Annotated in this window: 16 protein-coding genes; 7 read left to right on the top strand and 9 right to left on the bottom strand. The window is 64.6% G+C overall.

Annotated elements, in window-relative coordinates; genetic code table 11:
- Positions 1-78 precede the first annotated feature (78 nt).
- On the top strand, positions 79-852 hold the full coding sequence (locus SA496_RS19170; protein WP_120655017.1) for an SDR family NAD(P)-dependent oxidoreductase: 774 nt from the start codon (positions 79-81) through the stop codon (positions 850-852).
- A 65-nt stretch (positions 853-917) separates the two neighbouring features.
- Positions 918-2486 (top strand): FadD3 family acyl-CoA ligase, encoded by a 1569-nt coding sequence (locus tag SA496_RS19165; protein WP_330114315.1) that lies wholly within the window; start codon positions 918-920, stop codon positions 2484-2486.
- Between the two features lie 141 nt (positions 2487-2627).
- On the opposite strand, the gene SA496_RS19160 is transcribed toward SA496_RS19165, so the two are convergent.
- The 4 genes from SA496_RS19160 to SA496_RS19145 form a co-directional block, all read right to left on the bottom strand.
- Positions 2628-3791, bottom strand: coding sequence for a helix-turn-helix transcriptional regulator (locus SA496_RS19160; protein ID WP_330114314.1), 1164 nt, complete (start codon positions 3789-3791; stop codon positions 2628-2630).
- A gap of 224 nt (positions 3792-4015) precedes the next feature.
- Positions 4016-5890: a sulfate adenylyltransferase subunit CysN gene (gene cysN / locus SA496_RS19155; RefSeq protein WP_330114313.1), complete on the bottom strand. Its 1875-nt coding sequence runs from the start codon at positions 5888-5890 to the stop codon at positions 4016-4018.
- Positions 5890-6819, bottom strand: coding sequence for a sulfate adenylyltransferase subunit CysD (gene cysD / locus SA496_RS19150; protein WP_330114312.1), 930 nt, complete (start codon positions 6817-6819; stop codon positions 5890-5892). Before cysD ends, cysN begins: the two co-directional genes overlap by 1 nt.
- Before the next feature lie 70 nt (positions 6820-6889).
- Positions 6890-7360, bottom strand: a complete 471-nt coding sequence (locus SA496_RS19145; protein ID WP_120655022.1) for an SRPBCC domain-containing protein — start codon at positions 7358-7360, stop codon at positions 6890-6892.
- A 258-nt stretch (positions 7361-7618) separates the two neighbouring features.
- Between SA496_RS19145 and SA496_RS19140 the strand changes: the two genes are divergently transcribed.
- From SA496_RS19140 to SA496_RS19125, 4 genes are all read left to right on the top strand, one after another.
- Positions 7619-8731 carry a DUF1214 domain-containing protein gene (locus SA496_RS19140; protein WP_330114311.1) on the top strand — a complete coding sequence of 371 codons (1113 nt, stop codon included), beginning with the start codon at positions 7619-7621 and terminating at the stop codon, positions 8729-8731.
- Positions 8728-9909 carry a sulfotransferase family protein gene (locus SA496_RS19135; RefSeq protein WP_330114310.1) on the top strand — a complete coding sequence of 394 codons (1182 nt, stop codon included), beginning with the start codon at positions 8728-8730 and terminating at the stop codon, positions 9907-9909. The genes SA496_RS19140 and SA496_RS19135 overlap by 4 nt, the downstream gene beginning before the upstream one ends.
- A gap of 119 nt (positions 9910-10028) precedes the next feature.
- The gene (locus tag SA496_RS19130) at positions 10029-10817 is read left to right on the top strand and encodes an SDR family oxidoreductase (protein WP_120655025.1); all 789 of its coding nucleotides are present in this window, start codon (positions 10029-10031) and stop codon (positions 10815-10817) included.
- Between the two features lie 16 nt (positions 10818-10833).
- Positions 10834-11808, top strand: coding sequence for an acetyltransferase (locus SA496_RS19125; RefSeq protein WP_120655026.1), 975 nt, complete (start codon positions 10834-10836; stop codon positions 11806-11808).
- 83 nt (positions 11809-11891) lie between these two features.
- Here the strand turns inward: SA496_RS19125 and SA496_RS19120 are convergent, their stop codons facing one another.
- The 5 genes from SA496_RS19120 to SA496_RS19100 form a co-directional block, all read right to left on the bottom strand.
- Positions 11892-12590 carry a transglutaminase-like cysteine peptidase gene (locus tag SA496_RS19120; RefSeq protein WP_330114309.1) on the bottom strand — a complete coding sequence of 233 codons (699 nt, stop codon included), beginning with the start codon at positions 12588-12590 and terminating at the stop codon, positions 11892-11894.
- Positions 12591-12888: 298 nt separating this feature from the next.
- Complete coding sequence (locus SA496_RS19115; protein ID WP_120655028.1) at positions 12889-13188, bottom strand: hypothetical protein; 300 nt, start codon at positions 13186-13188, stop codon at positions 12889-12891.
- Positions 13189-13687: 499 nt separating this feature from the next.
- Positions 13688-15121, bottom strand: coding sequence for an AdeC/AdeK/OprM family multidrug efflux complex outer membrane factor (locus SA496_RS19110; protein WP_330114308.1), 1434 nt, complete (start codon positions 15119-15121; stop codon positions 13688-13690).
- Positions 15118-18252: an efflux RND transporter permease subunit gene (locus tag SA496_RS19105; protein ID WP_153920965.1), complete on the bottom strand. Its 3135-nt coding sequence runs from the start codon at positions 18250-18252 to the stop codon at positions 15118-15120. The genes SA496_RS19110 and SA496_RS19105 overlap by 4 nt, the downstream gene beginning before the upstream one ends.
- Positions 18253-18263: 11 nt before the next feature.
- Positions 18264-19406 (bottom strand): efflux RND transporter periplasmic adaptor subunit, encoded by a 1143-nt coding sequence (locus SA496_RS19100; protein ID WP_120655031.1) that lies wholly within the window; start codon positions 19404-19406, stop codon positions 18264-18266.
- 204 nt (positions 19407-19610) lie between these two features.
- Here SA496_RS19100 and SA496_RS19095 point away from each other — a divergent pair, with 204 nt between their 5' ends.
- Positions 19611-20252: a TetR family transcriptional regulator gene (locus SA496_RS19095; RefSeq protein WP_153920966.1), complete on the top strand. Its 642-nt coding sequence runs from the start codon at positions 19611-19613 to the stop codon at positions 20250-20252.
- The last annotated feature ends 118 nt before the right edge of the window (positions 20253-20370 follow it).

Below are 20370 nucleotides of genomic sequence, written 5' to 3'. Positions count from 1 at the left end.
ACGGACGATCACTCCTGCCCGTACCAGCGGTAGACTCCGCCGAAAGCCCCATTCCAAGAACAAGCAACGAGGTTTCCCATGGCACGTCTGTCTAGCAAGGTTGCGGTCATCACCGGAGCTGCATCAGGTATCGGTCTGGCCTGTGTTCGTCGTTTCGCCGCCGAAGGCGCACAGGTAGTCGGACTGGATGTGGGCGAGCCCCGCGCGGATGTCGCCGCAAGCCTGGAAGGGCTAAGCCCGGCGCCGGTGTTCATGAGCCTCGATGTGCGCGACGAAGCACGGGTGCAAGCGGTAATGGATGAGGTGGCGAAACGCTTCGGGCGCATCGACGCCCTGGTCAATGCCGCCGGCATCGCCAGCCGTGGCAGCATCACCGAGACCACGACCGAGGAATGGCGCCGCGTCCTGGATATCCACCTGACCGGCTCCATGCTCACCAGCCGCTACGCATTGCCGCAGATGCTTGCCCAGCGCAGTGGCTCGATCATCAATTTCGGCTCGATCTTCGGTCTGCAGGGCTGCGACGGCAACGCTGCGTACAACACCGCCAAGGGCGGTATCACCCAGCTGACGCGCTCCATGGCCATCGACTACGGCCACGCGAACATCCGCGTCAACGGATTGTGCCCGGGGCTGATCGATACACCCATGACCCAGATGGTGAAAGAGCAGAAGGAATTCCATGCCTACTTCGCCTCGCAGCACATGCTCTGCCGTGCCGGCCAGCCGGACGAAGTGGCCAGCGTGGCGCTGTTCCTCGCGTCTGACGACGCCTCCTTCGTCAGCGGCCAGATGATCGCGGTGGACGGCGGCTTCTCCGCCGGACGTCGCTTCGCCCCGCCACAAGCCTGACTTCATTGCCTTGACCACGGCCGGGTTCTCCCGGCCGCTGCCCCGTCTCGCCCCGAGAAAAGCCCATGACCGACCTGGAAAGCGCCCTGACCATCCCTGAACTGCTGGCCGCCGCCGCGAGCCGCTACGGCGAGTCCATGGCCATCGAGGACGATGGCACCCGCCTCAGTTATCACCAGCTCGACCAACTGCGTCGCCAGGCCGCCCGCGCCTTGCTGGCGCTGGAGGTGCAGGCCGGCGAGCGCGTGGCGATCTGGGCGCCGAACATCCACGAATGGATCGTCGCGGCTATTGCCCTGCAGAGCGTGGGCGCGGTGCTGGTACCGCTGAATACGCGGATGAAGGGCAGCGAGGCGGGTTTCATCCTGCGTGAGAGCGGCGCCAGCCTGTTGCTGGTGGTTGGCGAGTTCCTCGGTACCCGCTATCCGGCGCTGCTGGACGACGAGTCTCTCCCGGCGCTGCGTACGCGCATCTGCCTGCGTGGCGAGGCACCGGGTTGCCTGGGCTGGGACGAGTTTCTCGCTTTGGCCGCCGAGGTTTCACCGGCAGAGCTGGCGGTGCGCGAAAACCAGGTGCAGCCGCAGAGCCTGTCGGACCTGCTGTTCACCTCAGGCACCACCGGCAAGCCCAAGGGGGTGATGACCGCCCACGGCCAGAACCTGCGCATCGTGCGTGACTGGAGTGCGATGGTCGGACTACGTCCGGGTGATCGCTACCTGATCGTCAACCCGTTCTTCCACAGCTTCGGCTACAAGGCCGGCTGGCTGGCGGCGCTGATGCGGGGTTGCTGCATCCTGCCGCAACAGGTGTTCGACGTGCCGGTAATGCTGGAGCGCGTCGCTCGCGAACGGGTGAACGTGTTGCCCGGTCCACCCACGCTCTATCAGTCGATCCTGGCCTTCCCCGAGCGCGAGCGCTTCGATCTTTCCAGCCTGCGGGTGGCGGTGACCGGCGCAGCCTCGGTGCCTGTGGAAATGGTCCGGCGCATGCGCAGCGAACTGGGCTTCGAGACCATCGTCACCGCCTACGGCCTGACCGAGGCCTGTGGCTTTGTCACCATCTGCCGTCCGGGCGATTCCGCCGAACGGGTGGCCACCACCTCAGGCCGCGCGTTCCCGGACGTGGAAGTGCGCTGCGTGGACGCTGCCGGCAATCCGGTCGCGCCGGGCGAGCCCGGTGAGCTGCTGGTGCGCGGCTACAACCTGATGCAGGGCTACTTCAACAACCCCGAGGCGACGGCCGAAGCCATAGATGCCGACGGCTGGCTGCACACGGGTGATGTCGGTGTACTCGACGAGCACGGCTACCTGCGCATCACCGACCGCATCAAGGACATGTTCATCACCGGTGGCTTCAACGTGTACCCGGCGGAAATCGAGCAGGTGATCCTGCGCTATCCGGGGGTGGCCCAGGCGGCGGTGATTGGCATTCCCGACGAGCGTCTGGGGGAAGTGGCCATGGCCTTCCTGTTGCCGGCTACTGGCCAGGCGCTGGATACCGGAGACTTCCTCATCTGGTGCCGCGAGCAGATGGCCAACTACAAGGTCCCGCGCCGCGCCCAGGTGGTGGAGGCGATGCCGTTGAATGCGGCGGGCAAGGTGACCAAGGACGCGCTGCGAAATTTGGCCTCATAGGGACTCCGGGGGGAAGTTGCAGGAAGCGAGCTTGCTCGCGAACCGCCCGAGCGCGATCTTTCGCGAGCAAGAACTCGGTGTCCCCCTCGCTCCTACACAAGACCGTGTCGGGATCCAGGCGCGAGGGGATTACCGCCTCTTTCAAGCCAGCGAAGCCACGCTGTTCAGCAAGGTCTTCACCAGTTGCGCCTGGCGCGTGGCGCCGGTCTTGGCGAACACGCCGCGCAGGTGCGCGCGCACGGTGTTGCGCGATACGCCAAGCCGCTCGGCGCTTTCGTCGAGAGTCAGGCCATCCATCATCAGCATCGCCACTTCGCTTTCCGTGCGTGTCAGTTGGAACAGGCTGCGCAGCAGGCAGCGCGAAGCCTGCGGGGAGTCGCCCGGATTGCGGATGAACACGGCCACGGCCGGCCGTCGGGCGTTGCCCTGGCCTTCGTAGTTCAGGGCAATGGGCCGTAACAGCAGGTTGAGCGGAACCTCACCCGTAGGGCGCGCCAGGGTCAATACCTCGATGCAGTCATCCCGGCCGTGCTGGTGGTGCTGCAGCATGCTCTGGATGGTCCGCTGCAGATTGCGGTTGTCCTGTCCGGCGAAGGCCCGCAGCTTGTCCTGATTGCACTCGAGGCCATCCTGGGCGGCGAACAGGCGCTGGGCGGCCTGGTTGCTGCGCATCACCTTGCCGGTCTGGTCGAGGATGGCGGTGCCCACCAGCAGACGGTCGATAGTGGCGGCATAGAGGCGGCGTTCGGAGTCCAGTTGGTCGACCGTCGAGTGGAGGTCCACGGCCTGTTGCAGGTGTGGCAGCAGCAGACGCACCAGGGCCTTTTCCGCGGTGTCGAAATCCCGTCCAGCATGCCCCCGGCAGGCGAACAGGGCGCAGTGCATGCCAGCCGCCGTCTGCATATTGGCCACGAGCACGTAGCGCAGGTCGAGCGGGTGCAGGTAGCCCTGGTAGAAGTCGTGAGCCAGCCAGTGTCCGGTCCCCAGCACCTGATCGGCGCTGACCACCTGGTCCGCGGGCCAGTCCAGGAAGGGGCAGATGGCGTAGTAATGCTCGCTGTAGGAGGGCTCGCCGGGCAGGTGCGGCCCGTGGATCGAGGCGTTGACGATCAACCCCGGCCGCTCATGGGCGGGATTGCGCAGGACCAGGGTCAGGTAGCTGGCGTCTAAGCGTCGGCGCAGCGCGTCCAGCAGGCTGGCCCAAGGCGTGGGTTCCAGCGGGCCGCGGTAGTTCAGCGCCAGTAGCTCGCTGAGTTCTGGGGCACTGATGCCCGCAAGCTCATGGGCATATCGAAGATCGTCCATCCTCGCCTCGCTTGTTGTGGTTGTCGGGCTGGATCGGCTGAGTATTGGCGGCACGGGCTGTGGACAAATCGTCCGTTCGGCCTAGTGGCGGCGAGGATCGATTCGGTTGGCTGGGAAATGTAGGAGCGAGCTTTGCTCGCGAACATCCGAGCACAGGACATTCGCAAGCAAGAACTCGGCGTCCCCCTCGCTCCTACAGGCCAAGGCCCATCAAGCGCGCGAGCTTAGAGCGACAGTAGGTACTCGACGATGCGCTCGGCGGCCGCTTCCGCTGATTCGCTTGCCGTGTCGATGCGGATGTCCGGCGCCAGTGGTGGCTCGTAGGGCGAGTCGATGCCGGTGAAGTTCTTCAGCTCGCCGCGCCGGGCCTTCTGGTAAAGGCCTTTGGGGTCCCGGCTCTCGGCCAGCTCCAGCGATGCGTCGATGAAGATCTCCAGGAACGCTCCTTCGCCTGCAAGACCACGTGCCAGTTCGCGTTCGGCGCGGAAGGGCGAGATGAACGAAACCAGTGTGAACAGTCCCGCGTCCAGCATCAGCCGCGCCACTTCGCCCACCCTGCGGATGTTCTCCACACGGTCGGCTTCGCTGAAGCCAAGGTCGCGATTCAGGCCGTGACGCACGTTGTCGCCGTCCAGCAGGTAGGTGTGCCGACCCAGTGCATGGAGCCTGCGCTCCACCAGGTTGGCAATGGTGGATTTACCTGCCCCGGAAAGGCCCGTGAACCACAGGATACGTGGCGTCTGCCCCTTCAGTGCGGCACGGGCCGGGCCATTCACGTCGACAGCTTGCCAGTGCACGTTCTGTGCGCGGCGCAGGGCGAAGTGCAGCATGCCGGCGCCAACGGTCTGGTTATTCAGCCGGTCGATGATGATGAACCCCCCGGTATCGCGGTTCTCCACATAGGGATCGAAGGCGATCGACTGGTCCAGGCTCAGGTTGCACACCCCGATCTCGTTGAGTTCCAGGGTCCTGGCCGCGAGTTGCTCGAGGTTGTTGACGTTGACCTTGTGCTTGAGGGTGGCGCAGCTCATGCCGAGCGTGCGGCAGCCGATCTTCATCAGGTAGGGACGGCCGGGCAGCATGGCCTCCTCACCCATCCAGACCAGGGTGGCTTCGAACTGGTCAGCCACGGCGGACGGCGCATCGGCGCGGACGATCAGGTCGCCACGGCTGATGTCGATCTCGTCTTCCAGGGTCAGGGTCACGGCCTGGCCGCAACTAGCTTCCTCTTGTGCGCCGGCCATGCCGAGGATACCGGCAACGCGGCTCTGCTGGCCGGAGGGCAGGACGCGGACGCGCTCGCCAACGCGGATGGCTCCCGCCGCGACGTTGCCGGCGAATCCGCGAAAGTCGAGGTTCGGCCGGTTCACCCATTGCACCGGCAGACGGAAGTCGGCACCGGGGCGGGCTGCTTCAAGGGGGGCGTTCTCCAGGTGCTGGAGTAGGGTCGGCCCTTGGTACCAGGGCATGTTGGTACTGGTCTCCAGGAGGTTATCCCCCTTGAGAGCCGACATCGGGATGCACTGGATATCGGTCAAGCCGAGTTGTGCGGCGAAGGCGCGGTAGTCGGCCTCGATGCGGGCGAAGACGTCCTCCGAATAAGCCATCAGGTCCATCTTGTTCACCGCCACCAGGACCTGGCGAATGCCCAGTAGAGACACCAGGTAGCTGTGCCGGCGGGTCTGCTGCAGCAGGCCCTGGCGGGCGTCGATGAGGATCACTGCCAGGTCGGCGGTAGACGCGCCGGTGACCATGTTGCGGGTGTACTGCTCATGGCCGGGGGTGTCTGCGACGATGAACTTGCGTTTGTCGGTGGCGAAGAAGCGATAGGCCACGTCGATGGTGATGCCTTGCTCGCGCTCAGCGGCCAGACCGTCCACCAGCAGGGCGAAGTCCAGCTCGCCGCCTTGGGTGCCGAGCTTTTTCGAGTCCACCTCCAGTTGGCCGAGCTGGTCTTCGAAGAGCACCTTGGTTTCGTACAGCAGCCGGCCGATCAAGGTGCTCTTGCCATCGTCGACGCTGCCGCAGGTGATGAAGCGCAGCAGGTCCTTGTGTTGTTGCTGCTCAAGGTACTGGTCGAGCTCGATTTTGGCGTTCATCAGAAATACCCCTCTTGTTTTTTCTTCTCCATGGAGCCGGCCGAGTCGCTGTCGATCAGGCGACCCTGGCGCTCGGAGGTACGGCTCACCAGCATTTCCTGGATGATCGCCGGCAGGTTGTCGGCCTCGCTGTCGATGGCGCCGGTCAATGGGTAGCAGCCGAGGGTGCGGAAGCGCACCTTGCGCAGCTCGGGGGATTCGCCGGGGAGAAGCGGCAGGCGCTCATCATCGACCATGATCAGGGTGCCGTCGCGGCGCACCACTGGGCGCTCCTGGGCGAAGTAGAGCGGCACGATGGGAATACCTTCGAGGTAGATGTATTGCCAGATATCCAGCTCGGTCCAGTTGGACAACGGGAACACCCGCAGGCTTTCGCCCTTGCGTTTGCGGGTGTTGTACAGGCGCCAGAGTTCGGGACGCTGCTGCTTCGGGTCCCAGCGGTGCTGCTCGGAGCGGATCGAGAACACGCGCTCCTTGGCCCGCGACTTTTCCTCGTCACGCCTGGCACCACCGAAGGCCGCGTCGAATCCATGCAGGTCCAGCGCCTGCTTCAGCCCCTGGGTCTTCCAGACATCGGTGTGCAGTGCCGAGCCGTGGGTGAAGGGGTTGATCCCTCGTTCCTGGCCCTCCGGGTTGATGTGCACCAGCAGCTCCAGGCCCAGGTTCCGTGCGGTCTGGTCGCGGAAGGCGATCATTTCGCGGAACTTCCACGTGGTGTCCACGTGCAGCAGGGGAAAGGGCGGTTTGCCCGGTGCGAAGGCCTTCATCGCCAGGTGCAGCATGACTGCGCTGTCCTTGCCGATGGAGTAGAGCATCACCGGGTTTTCACACTCGGCGACCACTTCGCGAATGATCTGGACGCTTTCGGCTTCCAGGCGTTGCAGGTGAGTCAGCATCGCTTGCCTCCTTGGGTGGCGCCGGCTCCACATGGTGCGAGCCGGCTTTTTTCCACGGTAGGGAATGCGTCGCCGGGGGTTCTTCGTCTGAGCGGACGAAGTTTCAGCGCTCCGTTGCGAACAGCGATTCGGCGCGCGCCTTGACCGCCAGGGCCACCGCATCGAAGCCCTGCTTGACCCAGGGACCGTGCAGCGCCATCACCTGGTCGGCGGTCGGGCCGAGGAACAGGTCGGTGGTGTGGTAGCGGCAGCTCTCCTTTCCGGTGGCCTCGATCACCTGCTCGCGGCGCGCGGCATCGGGATTGCTCGCGCTGGCGTGCATCTCCCAGGCCAGCAGGCGCGGCGGTTCGAAGCTGGCGAGCTGCTCGATCACGCGCAGTAGCTCGCCGGGGCGTGCGGGGTCGGGCAGGTACAGGTTCACTGGCTCGCCGAGCAGCAGGCTGGACTCCACTTTCACGGTGAAGGGGTTCCATTCGGGGTAGCGGTCAAGATCTACCAGGACCGACCAGACCAGTTCGGCGGGGGCGGCGATGTCCACGGTCAGCGATCTCACCAGGTTCTTTTCATCAGGCATCGGGGACTCCTCGGAATACAGGCACCGCACCGTGCGGCGCCGATCTGGCCGATGCTCCGCGCCCGCTGTCTCCAGTTCCTCGTCCGGGTGGACTAGCTGGTGCTGAACTGCAGGAGCGAGCTTGCTCGCGAAACCAACCCGCATTCGCCAGCAAGCGGGCTCCTACGTTATTAGTCCGCCCAGACGAAGAATCCTCGATTCCGCTCTCCCTAAGGTTTGTCCCGTGGCGGGTGTGCCGCCGGACCAGAGGAGAGCGAGATGGCCACAGATGGAATCGAACAGCAGGTAGTGAGCGGACAGGTCTGGAACGACTTCTGCGATCAGCTCAGGCGTGCCGGCGAGCAGGTTCTGCGGGCCGAGGCGCCGGCTGACGCACAGACCCGCGCGGAGGGCTTTCGTTACCTGACCCGCCTGTTGCGCATCGCCCTGGAGATGCATCTTGAGTTCGCCGACCCGGACTTTCCCGGCTTCTTCTCGCCCTCCCACGAGACGGCCAAGATCGGCGCCGACAACCCGGACAACCTCTACCAGTACGCGCGCCTCAATGGTGAGCGTCAGTACCGGGTCAGCGGCAACCGGGGCAGCGTTTCCTACCTCAGCTTCGGTACCCAGAAGGGCGGCTACGAAAGCGACGGCAAGATGATCCAGACGGGCTTCATCGATGCCAGCCAGCTGCAACTCGAGGCCGACGGCAGCTTCGAGATCATCCTCGGCCAGGAACCCGCGCAAGGAGGCAACTGGTTGCGCCTGGAGCCCGAGAGCAATGCACTGATCGTTCGTCAGACTTTCCTCGACCGTGCCAGCGAGCAGCTTGCGCAGCTGCGCATCGAGCGTCTGGACAGCCAGCAGAAGCCTGAACCGCTGGGCGCCGAGCGTTTGCAGCAGAGCCTGGGACGCGTCGCCAGCTTCGTCGAGAACACCGCGCGCCTGTTCGCCGACTGGGCCCAGGGTTACCAGACCCATGCCAACCAGCTGCCGCCGGCGGACCAGAAACTGTGCCAGGCGGTGGGCGGCGACCCGAACATCTTCTACTACCACGGCTACTGGTCATTGGCGGATGACGAGGCCCTGCTGATCGAGGTCGACCGCTTGCCGGACTGCGACTTCTGGAATCTGCAGATCAACAACTACTGGATGGAGTCCCTCGACTACCGCCACCACCGCATCTGCCTGAACAAGCATTCCGCGCAAGCCGACGCACGCGACGGGCTGCGCATGGTGCTGAGCCACCGCGACCCCGGCCTGCCCAACTGGCTGGAAACCGCCGGCCACGCAGAGGGTACGTTCTGCATGCGCTGGGTCGGCGCCAGCCAGCCCGTCCATCCCACCACGCGGGTGGTCAAGCTCGACCACCTCAAGGAGTTGCAATGACCAGCCTCATTCCCGCAGGTGACGATTTCTCCCTGGACAGCCTGCTGGCCGAAGCCAGCAGTCGTGCCGGGGGGCTCGATGACTTCGGCCCGGGTAACTACCGCGAGGCGCTCCAGGTGCTGGAGGATGCCTTGCACAACGAGGCCCGGCTGTCGGCGCAAGGCAAGGCGTTGCTTCGGGAAAAGCTGGTGGCGCAGCTGGCGAATCGACTGGTGATCGAGGATCACTGCAAGCGCTATCCAGAGATCCTCCAGCAACCCATCGACGACCCGCTGGTGATCGTCGGCCTGCCGCGCACTGGCACCACGCTGTTGCAGCGCCTGCTGTCGGTGGACCCCCAGTTCAGCAAGGCGCAGTGGTGGGAGACCCGCTACCCGGCACCGCTGGGCGGCGAAACCCTGGAGCAGCCGCGAGTGCGAATCGAGCGGGCCCGCGCCGAGGTCGCCGCGATGATCGAGTTCGTGCCGCAGATCCTGGCGATCCATCCGCTGGACGCCGAGCAGCCGGATGAAGAGTTCATGCTCATGGAGCATTCATTCCTCTGCGCAATGGATTCCTACGTCAATGTGCCGGCCTACACAGCCTGGCTCGACCGCCAGGACCAGACTCAGGTCTACGCGTACTTGAAGAAGATGCTGCAGTTCCTGCAATGGCAGCAGGCGCGCCGCGGTATAGCACCGGGGCGCCGCTGGCTGCTGAAGAGCCCACAGCACCTGCACACCCTTGAAATCCTGTTGAAAGTCTTCCCGCGAGCGCAGGTGATCCTCACCCACAGGGACCCGGGCAAGACCGTTCCATCGCTGGCGAGCTTCATCCACACCCTTTGGCAGATATACAGCGACCAGGCTGACCCGGCCGAGGTCGGCGAGCAGTGGAACAGCCGCATGGCCCGAGCTCTGCGCCACAGCATGACGGTGCGCGAAAACCACCCTGCCAGTGCGTTCTTCGACCTGCACTTCGAAGACACGGTGGCCGACCCGCTGGGCGTGGCCGAACGCATCTATCGATTCGCAGGCCTGGAGCTGACGCCTGTGGTGCGCGCTGCGATGGTGGACTGGCTCTCGCGCAATGGTCGCGAACAACGTGCGGCGCACCAGTACGACCCGGCGACTTTCGGCCTCGATGAGGCGCGCCTGCAACGCGACTACGGCGACTACCGCGCCCGCCACCTCGCCTGAACAGGCCGGTGCCGGTTCTTGTGTGTAGGAGCGAGCTTGCTCGCGAAGCAGCCTCCGAATTCGCGAGCAAGCTCGCTCCTACGAAAAAAGCAGATCGATAACAACAAAAGGACACGAACATGCTGCTGAACGACAAGGTTGTAATGATCTCCGGGATCGGCCCGGGAATGGGCATCAAGCTCGCGCTCGAATCGGCGCGTGAAGGTGCTCGCGCCGTGGCGATCTGCGCCCGCAATGAAGCGCGCCTGCGCGAGGCGGAGCAACGCATCCGCGCTTTGGGTACCGATTGCCAGGTGCTGTGGATGTGCACCGACGTGATTGATCCCGACGCCTGTCGCAGATTCGCCGAGGCAACGGTGGAGCGCTTCGGACGCATCGATGCCCTGGTCAATAGCGCTTATGCCCATGGTGGTTTCGAGTCCCTGGAAGGCTGTACCGACCAACTGCTCCAGGAAGCCCTGGATGTGAACCTGTTCGGCTCGCTGCACCTGACTCGGGCGGTGCTACCGCACATGAAGGCGCAAGGAACCGGTGCCATCGTCATGGTCAGCACTCTGGGCGTATTCAAGCCCTACGCAGGCGGCGGCGCCTATGCGATTTCCAAGGGCAGCCTGGCGGTGGCGGTGCGTTATCTGGCCTCCGAGCTGGCTGGGCACGGCCTGAGGGTGAATGGCCTGGCCTGTGGCTGGATGTGGGGTGAGCCGGTGCAGGCCCATGTGCGCACGGCCGCAGCAGCGCGTGGTGTCAGCGAAGAACAGGTGCGAGCGGAGTTCAGTGCGGGTATTCCCGGCGGGCGCATGCCGGGCGACGAGGAGTGCGCCCGCGCGGCCCTGTTCCTTGTCTCCGACTACGCCAGCGCCATCAATGGCGCGCAGCTGGATTCCAACGGCGGCGAGCTGATGCGCTGAGCACGGGGAGAGGAAGATGCTCGATCACTGTGCCTTCAACGGCGACGCCGACGGGCTCTGCGCCCTGCAGCAGTTGCGCCTGGCGGGTGAACTGGATGCGGATGTGCGCCTGGTCAGTGGTGTGAAACGTGACATCCGCCTGCTCGACCGGGTGCCGCCCAGTCCGGGTGGGCGGGTCACGGTGCTGGACATCTCCCATGAGCAGAATCGCGCGGATGTCCTGCGCCTGCTCGGTGCTGGTGCGCGCATCCGCTACTTCGACCACCACTTCGCCGGTGAGCTGCCCGCGCACCCGGCGTTCGAGTCTTTCATCGACACGGCGACCGACGTCTGTACTGGCCTGCTGGTGAATCGCTTCCTCGCGGGGCGCTTCCATCGCTGGGCGGTGGTGGCGGCTTTCGGTGACGGCATGAGTGGACCGGCCAGGGCCCTGGCCGGGCTCCACGGCCTGGAACCGGCGGAAATCAGCGCACTGGAAGAGCTGGGTTTGCTGCTGAACTACAACGCTTATGGCGACAGTCTGGACGACCTGCATTTCGATCCGCTGATGCTGGCGGCGGAGCTGGCGCCCTATGAAGACCCACTGGACTTCATTCGGCTCGGCGCCAGCTTCGCCCGCTTGCGTGACGGCTACGCGGTTGATATGGCGGCGGCTGCCCGACTCGACCCCTGGTATGCCGGGAATGGCGCGACGCTTTACCGCTTGCCGGAGGAACCCTGGGCGCGACGGGTAAGCGGGGTGCTGGCTAACCAGCTGGCATCGCGGGACCCGCAGCGCGCACTTGGCCTGTTGAGCGCGCGGGCCGACGGGGATTGGACATTCAGCCTGCGAGTACCCGCCGGAGCCAGCCTGGAAGCGGATGCCTTCTGCCGGGGCTTCGATGGTGGAGGGGGGCGCAAGCGCGCCGCTGGCATCAACCGTCTGCCAGCCGGGACGTTGCAGCAGTTCGCTGATGTCTTCCTTGGCAGCTTTCCTGGCGCGGCGCGGTAGCTTGGCGTGCATGCGAATCGCGGGATGGGCATCGTGCGACGTTCCGCCAACGATGCGCGGCGGCGACTTCGGAGACGCGCTGTCTACAGCGCGAAACCGTCCCGCTCCATCCTTGCCAACAGGCCCTGCCAGAAGGGAAGTTCGGCGGTGTTGCCGACGCGTCTGAGTGCGCCGCCCTTCATCGCATAGAGCCCGTCGGCATCAAAGGCGTAGCGCAGGGCCAGGTCCTTGCGTCGGGAGGAGGTGAGGATGTCGTCCACCAGGTTGTCCAGCACCAGCGGCTCGGCATCCGGGGTTTCGTAGTAGGTCACCACCATGTGCGCCTGGTTCAGCTCCAGGGCTCGCGCATAAGTGATGCGCAGCTTGCTTGGGTCAACGCCCAGCTGCAGCAGGGTGAAGTACTTGGCCAGGGCGAAGTCCTCGCAGTCCCCGGCGCCTTTGGCCAGGGTTTCCACGGGCGTGGCCCAGTAGTCGCGACGCTGCCAGAGAGCGCTGTCGTCGGTGAAGCGCACCTGGCGATTGATCTGCCGGTTGACGGCTTCAAGCTGCTGTCGCTCGGTCAGGCGGTGGCCGGTTTCCAGCAGGTCGCGCCAGGCGTGCAGGCGGTCCTTGGCCGGACCGCTGCGGCCGAAGCGTTTTTCCGCCTTGCGCAGCACCGGGTCGACACTCCAGGCGGCCCTGGCGTCGCCAGCACCCAACAGCAGGGCGCCGCTGAAAACGGCGAGCGTGAGTAATTGCCAGGACAGGGGTACGCCGAAGCGGCGAGGAGCGGGCTTCTGCAACGGTTTGACTCTCCAGGGGAAAGCGGCCGGAGCCGGGTTCTGCGGTGGATCAATCCGTTGAACGAATCACCGGCATAGGGAACATCCTCCGCCGGTTCAGGGATGTGGGAACACTAGGATCAGTGCGGTCGGTGCCGCAAGCGGCAGGGGATGCACGGCACGTGCTGCGGGAGCGTGAAGCGGGAAGGACAGCTCTGGAACGGGATCTGGCGCCCAGTGCCGGTTGTCGGAAAGCGGGATGTCCTTCTGCCCGTCGGGGGCGCAGGGCGTGCGCGCATCCGACGGGCGGTGAGTCCGGTTATTTACCGAACTCGACTCGTTGCTGATGAATCAGCGACTGGTATTTGGGCATCTGCCGTCCGCTGGAGCGCATGCCGTCGTCCTGGTAACTCGGGCCGGACGCGGTGGGTTCTTCCTGGACCATTCTGGTGAAACTCTCGCTGGAATCCTCCCTCATTTGCAGGAGTTGCTGGTTGCGTATCCGGTAGTCGTCCAGGCGGTCGCTTCCATTCTCCGCGAGGACCGTAACCGGTCCCGTTGTCACCGCCAGGGCCAGAAGCAGGCCGCTGAGGGTCGTTGTGCTGAATGTCGATTTCATCGTCGTGTCCTCTTGTTTCCAACTCGTCCCCCACGTGTTGGACGGACAGCATCGCCTTTTATTACAACGCGCGGAGAAACCCGGATAGGTGGTTGGAAAATGGACCGGTGGGCTTTTGCAAGGCTTTGATTGGCATGGGGATTTCCGGAGTTTATGCCCGTTTTTGAACCTTGCCCCCGGCGCCTCTCCCGCAGGCGGGCGAGGGGTGACTCGAGCCGGTGAGTACAAGCCATCCGGAGGCACACACTGGCCTGACCCCTGGCGGAAACGTCAGGAGGGAGCCCTTTTGGCATCTTTTGGGTGGAGCGGCATTCCGACGACTGCCAAAAGAGACGCGCCGGGAGGCGAAACCAGAAACTTCTGCAGCACTCGGTAAGCAGCTTGGCTCAGGACTTTCTGGCAACACTTAACGGCGAGAGAGCCAAAAAAATACGCCCCCGCCAAGAAGGACAGGGGCGCCGCGTGGATTCCTCGTCCGTGAGGATTGGGGAGTCGCGGATCAAGCGTTCGGGGAATGTTCCCCATGCTCTTTCCAGCCGCCGCCAAGGGCCTTGTAGAGGTTCACTTCGCTGGCCAGCTGGTTGAGGCGGTCGCCGATCAGTTGCTGACGGGCGTTGAACAGCTGACGCTGTGCATCCAGCAGGGTCAGGTAGCTGTCTACGCCAGTGCGGTAGCGGCGTTCGGCGAGGCGGTAGTACTCCTCGGTGGTCTTCACCAGGGCGCGCTGGGAGTCCAGTTGCTGGTGGTAGGTGGTACGTGCGGCGAGACCGTCGGCGACTTCCTGGAAGGCGACCTGGATGGCCTTCTCGTACTGCGCCACCTGGATGTCCTTCTGCAGCTCGGTGTAATCGAGATTCGCCTTGAGTCGACCGGCGGTGAAGATCGGCAGGCTGATGCTCGGCTGGAACAGCCAGCTGCCCGAGCCGGCATCGAACAGGCCGGACAACTCGTTGCTCATGGTGCCGGCGTTGGCGGTCAGGCTGACGCTGGGGAAGAACGCCGCGCGTGCCGCACCGATGTTGGCGTTGGCCGATTTGAGCAGGTGCTCGGCCTGGACCACGTCCGGACGGCGTTGCAGCAGGTCGGACGGCAATCCCGGCGGTACTTCGGCCAGCAGGTCGGCGTCCAGCGCGAGGCCCTTGGGCAGGTCCGCCGGAATGCCGGTACCCACCAGTTGGGTCAGTGCGTTGCGGTCCTGGGCCACCAGGCGGGTGTACTGCGCCAGGCTGACCTGGGTGCTTTCCACGGCGGTGCGGGCCTGGCTCAGCGCGAGGGCATCGGCAACGCCCACGTCGAAGCTGCGCTTGGTGAGGGCGTAGCTTTTCTCGTAGGTCTTCAGGGTGTCCCGGGTCAGTTGCAGCAGGGCCTGGTCGGCTTGCCAGTCGAGGTAGGCGGTAGCCACCGAGGCCACCAGGCTGATCTGGGTGCTGCGGCGGGCCTGTTCGGTGGCGAAGTACTGTTCCAGCGCCTGTTCGTTGAGGCTGCGCAGGCGGCCGAAGAAGTCCAGCTCCCAGGCATTGGTGCCGAGGGTGGCGCTGTACTGGCCGCTGGTGGTGGCCTCACCGCTCTGGCTCAGAGAGCCGGGCAGGCGCTGGCGGGTGCCGCCGCCGTCAGCCGAGATGCTCGGGAACAGCTCGGAACGCTGGATGCGGTAGAGCGCACGATAGGCCTCGACGTTCAGCGCGGCGGTGCGCAGGTCGCGGTTGTTGTCCAGGGCGAGCTGCACCAGTTGGCGCAGTGCAGGGTCCTGGAAGAACTCGTTCCAGTCCAGATCGGCCGCGGCGGTGCTCACCTGGGCCTCGCCCTGGCTGTACGCCTCGCCCTCGGGCCAGGCGTTCTCTACCGGCGCCTCCGGGCGCTGGTAGTCGGGGATCATGGAGCAGCCACCGAGCAGGGTCGCGGCGATGGCCAGGGAAATCAGGGAACGCCTCACTGCAGGGCCTCCTTCTTGATCGCAGCCTTGCTCGCCTTGTCCTTGAACAGCGAGCAGACCAGCACGTAGAACAACGGCACCCAGAAAATGGCCAGGACGGTCGCGGTGAGCATGCCGCCGATCACGCCGGTACCAATGGCGTGCTGGCTGCCGGAGCCGGCACCGTTGGAGATGGCCAGGGGCACCACGCCGAGGATGAACGCCAGCGAGGTCATGATGATCGGGCGCAGGCGCATGCGGCAGGCTTCCACGGCGGCGTCGAACAGGCTCTTGCCCTGTTCGTGCAGCTCCTTGGCGAACTCGACGATGAGGATCGCGTTCTTCGCCGAGAGACCGATGGTGGTGAGCAGGCCCACCTGGAAGAACACGTCGTTGGACAGGCCACGCATGCTGGTGAACATCAGTGCACCGATCACACCCAGCGGCACTACGAGCATCACCGAGAACGGAATCGACCAGCTCTCGTAGAGCGCCGCCAGGCAAAGGAACACCACCAGCAACGACAACGCGTAGAGGGCCGGGGCCTGGGAGCCGGACAGGCGTTCCTCGTAGGAGAGACCGGTCCAGGAGTAGCCGACACCCGCCGGCAGCTGCTTGGCGATCTCTTCCACGGCGGCCATGGCTTCACCCGAGCTGTGGCCCGGAGCGGCCTCGCCGAGGATTTCCACCGCCGGCACGCCGTTGTAGCGGGCCAGCTTGGGCGCGCCGTAGGTCCATTCACCACTGGCGAAGGCGCTGAACGGCACCATCTGGCCCTGATCGTTGCGCACGAACCACTTGTTCAGGTCTTCCGGATTCATCCGTGCTTCGGGTTCGCCCTGCAGGTAGACCTTCTTCACCCGACCACGGTCGATGAAGTCGTTTACGTAGCTGGCACCCCAGGCGATGGATACGGTGTTGTTGATGTCGGACAGGGAAATCCCGTGGGCACGGGCCTTTTCGTCGTCGATCAGCAGCTGGTACTGGGGCTCGTCGCGCAGGCCGTTGGCGCGCACGCGGTTGAGTACCGGGTCCTTCGCCGCCAGTTCGAGGAACTGGTCACGGGCCGCGTTGAGCGCCTCATGGCCGACGCCGGCGCGGTCCTGCAGGAACAGGTTGAAGCCGGTGGCGTTGCCAAGCTCCATCACTGCCGGCGGGGCGAAGGCGAAGACCATCGCATCGCGGAAGCTGAAGAAGTGTTGCTGCGCACGTTGGGCCAGGTCGAACACGCTCTGGCCTTCCGAAGTTCGCTCTTCCCACGGCTTGAGCATGATGAAGGCCATGCCCGAGCTCTGGCCGCGACCGGCGAAGTTGAAACCGGTGACGGTGAACACGGACTTCACGGTGTCCTTCTCGTTCTCCAGCAGGTATTCGCGCATCTGGTCCACGACCACCTGGGTACGCTCGGCGCTGGCGCCGGACGGCGTCTGCACCTGGGCGAAGAGCACGCCCTGGTCTTCCTCGGGGAGGAAGGCGGTAGGGATGCGGGTGAACAGCCAGCCCATGGCGACCAGGATCACCACGTAGAGCATCAGGTAGGGCGCCTTGCGCTTGAGCACGCCACGCACGCCGCGCTCGTAGCTCTGCACACTGCGGTCGAAGCTGCGGTTGAACCAGCCGAAGAAGCCGCGCTTCTCATGGTGGCCCTTGGCGATGGGCTTGAGCAGGGTGGCGCACAGGGCCGGGGTGAAGATCAGTGCGACCAGCACCGACAGGGCCATGGCCGAGACGATGGTGATGGAGAACTGTCGGTAGATCACGCCCGTGGAGCCACCGAAGAAGGCCATCGGCAGGAACACCGCCGAGAGCACCAGGGCAATACCCACCAGCGCACCCTGGATCTGGCCCATGGATTTGCGCGTGGCTTCCAGCGGCGACAGGCCTTCCTCGGCCATCACCCGCTCGACGTTTTCCACCACCACGATGGCGTCATCCACCAGCAGGCCGATGGCGAGCACCATGGCGAACATGGTCAGGGTGTTGATGGTGAAACCGAACATCGCCAGCACACCGAAGGTGCCGAGCAGCACCACCGGCACCGCGAGGGTCGGGATGATGGTGGCGCGGAAGTTCTGCAGGAACAGGAACATCACCAGGAACACCAGGACGATGGCTTCGCCCAAGGTGTGGATAACGCCCTCGATGGAGGCGGAAACCACCGGGGTGGTGTCATAGGGGAAGACCACTTTCATCCCGGCGGGGAAGAAGGGTTCCAGCTCCTTGATGGTGGCGCGGATAGCCTTGGCGGTATCCAGGGCGTTGGCGCCTGTAGCCAGCTTGATGGCCATGCCGGAGGCCGGTTTGCCGTTGAACTGGGCACTGATGCTGTAGTTCTCGCCGCCCAGTTCGATCTTCGCCACGTCCTGCAGGCGCACCTGGGAGCCGTCGCGGTTCACCTTCAGCAGGATGTTGCCGAACTGCTCGGGAGTCTGCAGGCGGGTCTTGCCGATGATGGTGGCGTTCAGCTGGGTCCCGGGGGAGGCGGGCAGGCCGCCGAGCTGGCCGGAGGAGATCTGTACGTTCTGCGCCTGGATGGCGGTCTTCACATCCACCGGCGTCAGCTGGTAGTTGTTCAGTCGTGCCGGGTCCAGCCAGATGCGCATGGCGTACTGGGCGCCGAACACCTGGAAGTCACCCACGCCCTTGGTCCGCGAAATCGGGTCCTGGATGTTGGAGACGATGTAGTTGGCCAGGTCGTTCTTGTCCATGCTGCCGTCTTCGGACACGACGCCGATGACCAGCAGGAAGTTCTTCACCGCCTTGGTCACGCGGATGCCCTGCTGCTGCACTTCCTGCGGAAGCAGCGGGGTGGCCAGCTGGAGCTTGTTCTGCACCTGCACCTGGGCGATGTCAGGGTTGGTGCCCTGCTCGAAGGTGGCGGTGATGGTCATGCTGCCGTCGGAGTTGCTCTCCGAGGAGATGTAGCGCAGGCCGTCGATGCCATTGAGCTGCTGCTCGATGATCTGCACCACGGTGTCCTGCACCGTCTGCGCCGAGGCACCGGGGTAGCTGACCTGGATACCGACCGCAGGCGCGGCGATGCTGGGGTACTGGTTGATCGGCAACTTGAGGATGGACAGGCCGCCGGCGAGCATGATCACCAGCGCGATCACCCAGGCGAAGATCGGGCGATCGATGAAGAATCTCGACATCTATGGGCTCCTCAGTGGCTCTTGGCCAGGTTGTCACCCGCGGGTTGCTGGGCAGCCACGTTGGTCGCCGGCGCAGCATTCACTTCGACGCCCGGGCGCACGAACTGCAGGCCTTCGGTGATCAGGCGATCGCCGGGGTTGAGTCCATCGCTGACCAGCCAGCGGTCACCGACAGTGCGTTCGGCCTTGAGGTGGCGCAGTTCGACCTTGTTCTCGGCGTTCACCACCATGGCAGTGGCCTGTCCCTTGAGGTCGCGGGTCACGCCTTGCTGCGGCGCGAGGATGGCTTCCTGCTTCACCGCCGAGCCGAGGCGGGCGTGGACGAACATGCCAGGCAACAGGTTGTGCTCCGGGTTGGGGAAGACTGCGCGCAGGGTCACCGAGCCGGTACCTTCGTCCACCGAGACTTCGGAGAACTCCAGGCTGCCCTTGTGCGGGTACTCGCTGCCGTCTTCGAGCAGCAGGGACACCTTGGCGCCGCTGGCACCGGCCTTCTCCAGTTGGCCTTCGGCCATTTCCCGGCGCAGGCGCAGCAGGTCCTTGGTGGACTGGGTCACGTCGACGTAGATCGGGTCGAGCTGCTGGATGGTGGCCATGGCCAGGGTCTGGCCATTGCTCACCAACGCGCCTTCAGTGACCGCCGAGCGGCCGACACGTCCGGAAATGGGGGCCAGCACCTTGGTGTAGCGCAAGTCGATCTTCGCCTTCTCCAGCGCAGCCTCGGCCTGCAGGCGAGCGGCCTGGGACTCGTCGTAGGCCTGCTTGCTCACGGCCTGGTCGCTGACCAGGTCCTTGTAACGATCCGCCAGGGACTGTGCCGAGGCGAGGCTCGCCTGGGCACTCTTGAAGGTGGCGGAGTAGACGGACGGGTCGATCTGATAGAGCTGCTGCCCGGCCTTGACCTCGCTGCCTTCGGTGAACAGGCGCTTCTGGATGATGCCGTCGACCTGCGGACGCACTTCGGCGATGCGGTAGGCGCTGGTGCGGCCGGGGAGTTCGGTGGTCAGGGTGAAGCTCTGGGGCTGTAGGGTGACGACGCCGACCTTGGGCGTCTGGGCGGGCGGGGGAGCCGAGGCTTCCTGGCAGCCGGTCAGGGCGAGCGTGGCCAGTGCGATGGCGGAAACCAAGGCGGCAAAGGCTGGCTTCATGGGCATCTGAAGGGACCTCATTTTTTCTGGGGTTCAGCTTTCGGAAGGAAAGCTAGGCGCAGGGCAGGTTCTGGATTCTTGCGAAGGTGTATGAATATACTTACATGCGTGAATGTTTGTAAATTGAATCTTCTGTTGCCGATGTCAGAATTTATTACTGCGGTAAGAGGATTTTTCTTTTGTTAGCAATCAGATAGGTACCAGTGGCGAATGGCCAGACGCACCAAAGAAGAAGCCGAAGAAACCCGCGTGCAGATACTCGACGCCACCGAGCGGGTATTTCACGAAAAGGGTGTTTCCCGCGCTTCGCTGGCGGAAATCGCTGCTGCTGCCGGTGTGAGTCGAGGCGCCATCTACTGGCACTTCGAGAACAAGAACGACCTGTTCCAGGCCATGCTCGAACGCATCCACACGCCCCTGGAGCAACTCGCCCGCGCCAGTGAGAGCGAAGACGAACCCGACCCGCTGGGGCGCATGCACCAGTTGCTGGTGCGCTTGCTCAAACGCGTGGAGCTGGACCCGCAGAGCCGGCGCATCCACGAGATCCTCCGTTTCAAGGTGGAATACACCGAGGAACTGGGCGACCTGCGCCAGCAGATGCAGGACCTCAGCGCGGAGTGTGACGAGCGGATCGCCAAGGCACTGCGCAACGCAGTGAGTCGAGGCCAGTTGCCCAGTGACCTGGACTGCCGCCGTGCCGCCGTCAGCGTGCATGCCTATATCGAAGGCATCCAGACCAACTGGCTGTTGGTGCCCAACGGCTATTCCCTGGCGGACGAGGCGGAAAGCCTGGTTAACAGCCTGATGGACATGCTGACTTTCAGCCCGGCGCTGCGGGTCAGAAGCGCCTGAAATCTCGCCTTTACCCTTCTGTGTCATTTATCCGGCGCCAGTTTCGCTTTCCTGGCGTCTTCTTCGCCCCTCCGCACTTTCCCCAAAAGTGGGTAAAGCCGCTCTAGAACAAGGCTTT

Source organism: Pseudomonas sp. JS3066, assembly GCF_036328175.1.
Lineage (GTDB): Bacteria > Pseudomonadota > Gammaproteobacteria > Pseudomonadales > Pseudomonadaceae > Metapseudomonas.
This window is presented reverse-complemented; position numbering and strand designations above follow the sequence as displayed.

Bases quoted from the DNA above. Each gene is read 5' to 3' on its own strand.
- SA496_RS19130 (WP_120655025.1), top strand. From the start codon at position 10,029: ATGCTGCTGAACGACAAGGTTGTAATGATCTCCGGGATCGGCCCGGGA.
- cysD (WP_330114312.1), bottom strand. From the start codon at position 6,819: ATGTGGAGCCGGCGCCACCCAAGGAGGCAAGCGATGCTGACTCACCTG.
- SA496_RS19145 (WP_120655022.1), bottom strand. From the start codon at position 7,360: ATGCCTGATGAAAAGAACCTGGTGAGATCGCTGACCGTGGACATCGCC.
- SA496_RS19105 (WP_153920965.1), bottom strand. From the start codon at position 18,252: ATGTCGAGATTCTTCATCGATCGCCCGATCTTCGCCTGGGTGATCGCG.
- SA496_RS19160 (WP_330114314.1), bottom strand. From the start codon at position 3,791: ATGGACGATCTTCGATATGCCCATGAGCTTGCGGGCATCAGTGCCCCA.
- SA496_RS19125 (WP_120655026.1), top strand. From the start codon at position 10,834: ATGCTCGATCACTGTGCCTTCAACGGCGACGCCGACGGGCTCTGCGCC.
- SA496_RS19095 (WP_153920966.1), top strand. From the start codon at position 19,611: ATGGCCAGACGCACCAAAGAAGAAGCCGAAGAAACCCGCGTGCAGATA.
- SA496_RS19135 (WP_330114310.1), top strand. From the start codon at position 8,728: ATGACCAGCCTCATTCCCGCAGGTGACGATTTCTCCCTGGACAGCCTG.
- SA496_RS19165 (WP_330114315.1), top strand. From the start codon at position 918: ATGACCGACCTGGAAAGCGCCCTGACCATCCCTGAACTGCTGGCCGCC.
- SA496_RS19100 (WP_120655031.1), bottom strand. From the start codon at position 19,406: ATGCCCATGAAGCCAGCCTTTGCCGCCTTGGTTTCCGCCATCGCACTG.
- SA496_RS19140 (WP_330114311.1), top strand. From the start codon at position 7,619: ATGGCCACAGATGGAATCGAACAGCAGGTAGTGAGCGGACAGGTCTGG.
- cysN (WP_330114313.1), bottom strand. From the start codon at position 5,890: ATGAACGCCAAAATCGAGCTCGACCAGTACCTTGAGCAGCAACAACAC.
- SA496_RS19115 (WP_120655028.1), bottom strand. From the start codon at position 13,188: ATGAAATCGACATTCAGCACAACGACCCTCAGCGGCCTGCTTCTGGCC.
- SA496_RS19170 (WP_120655017.1), top strand. From the start codon at position 79: ATGGCACGTCTGTCTAGCAAGGTTGCGGTCATCACCGGAGCTGCATCA.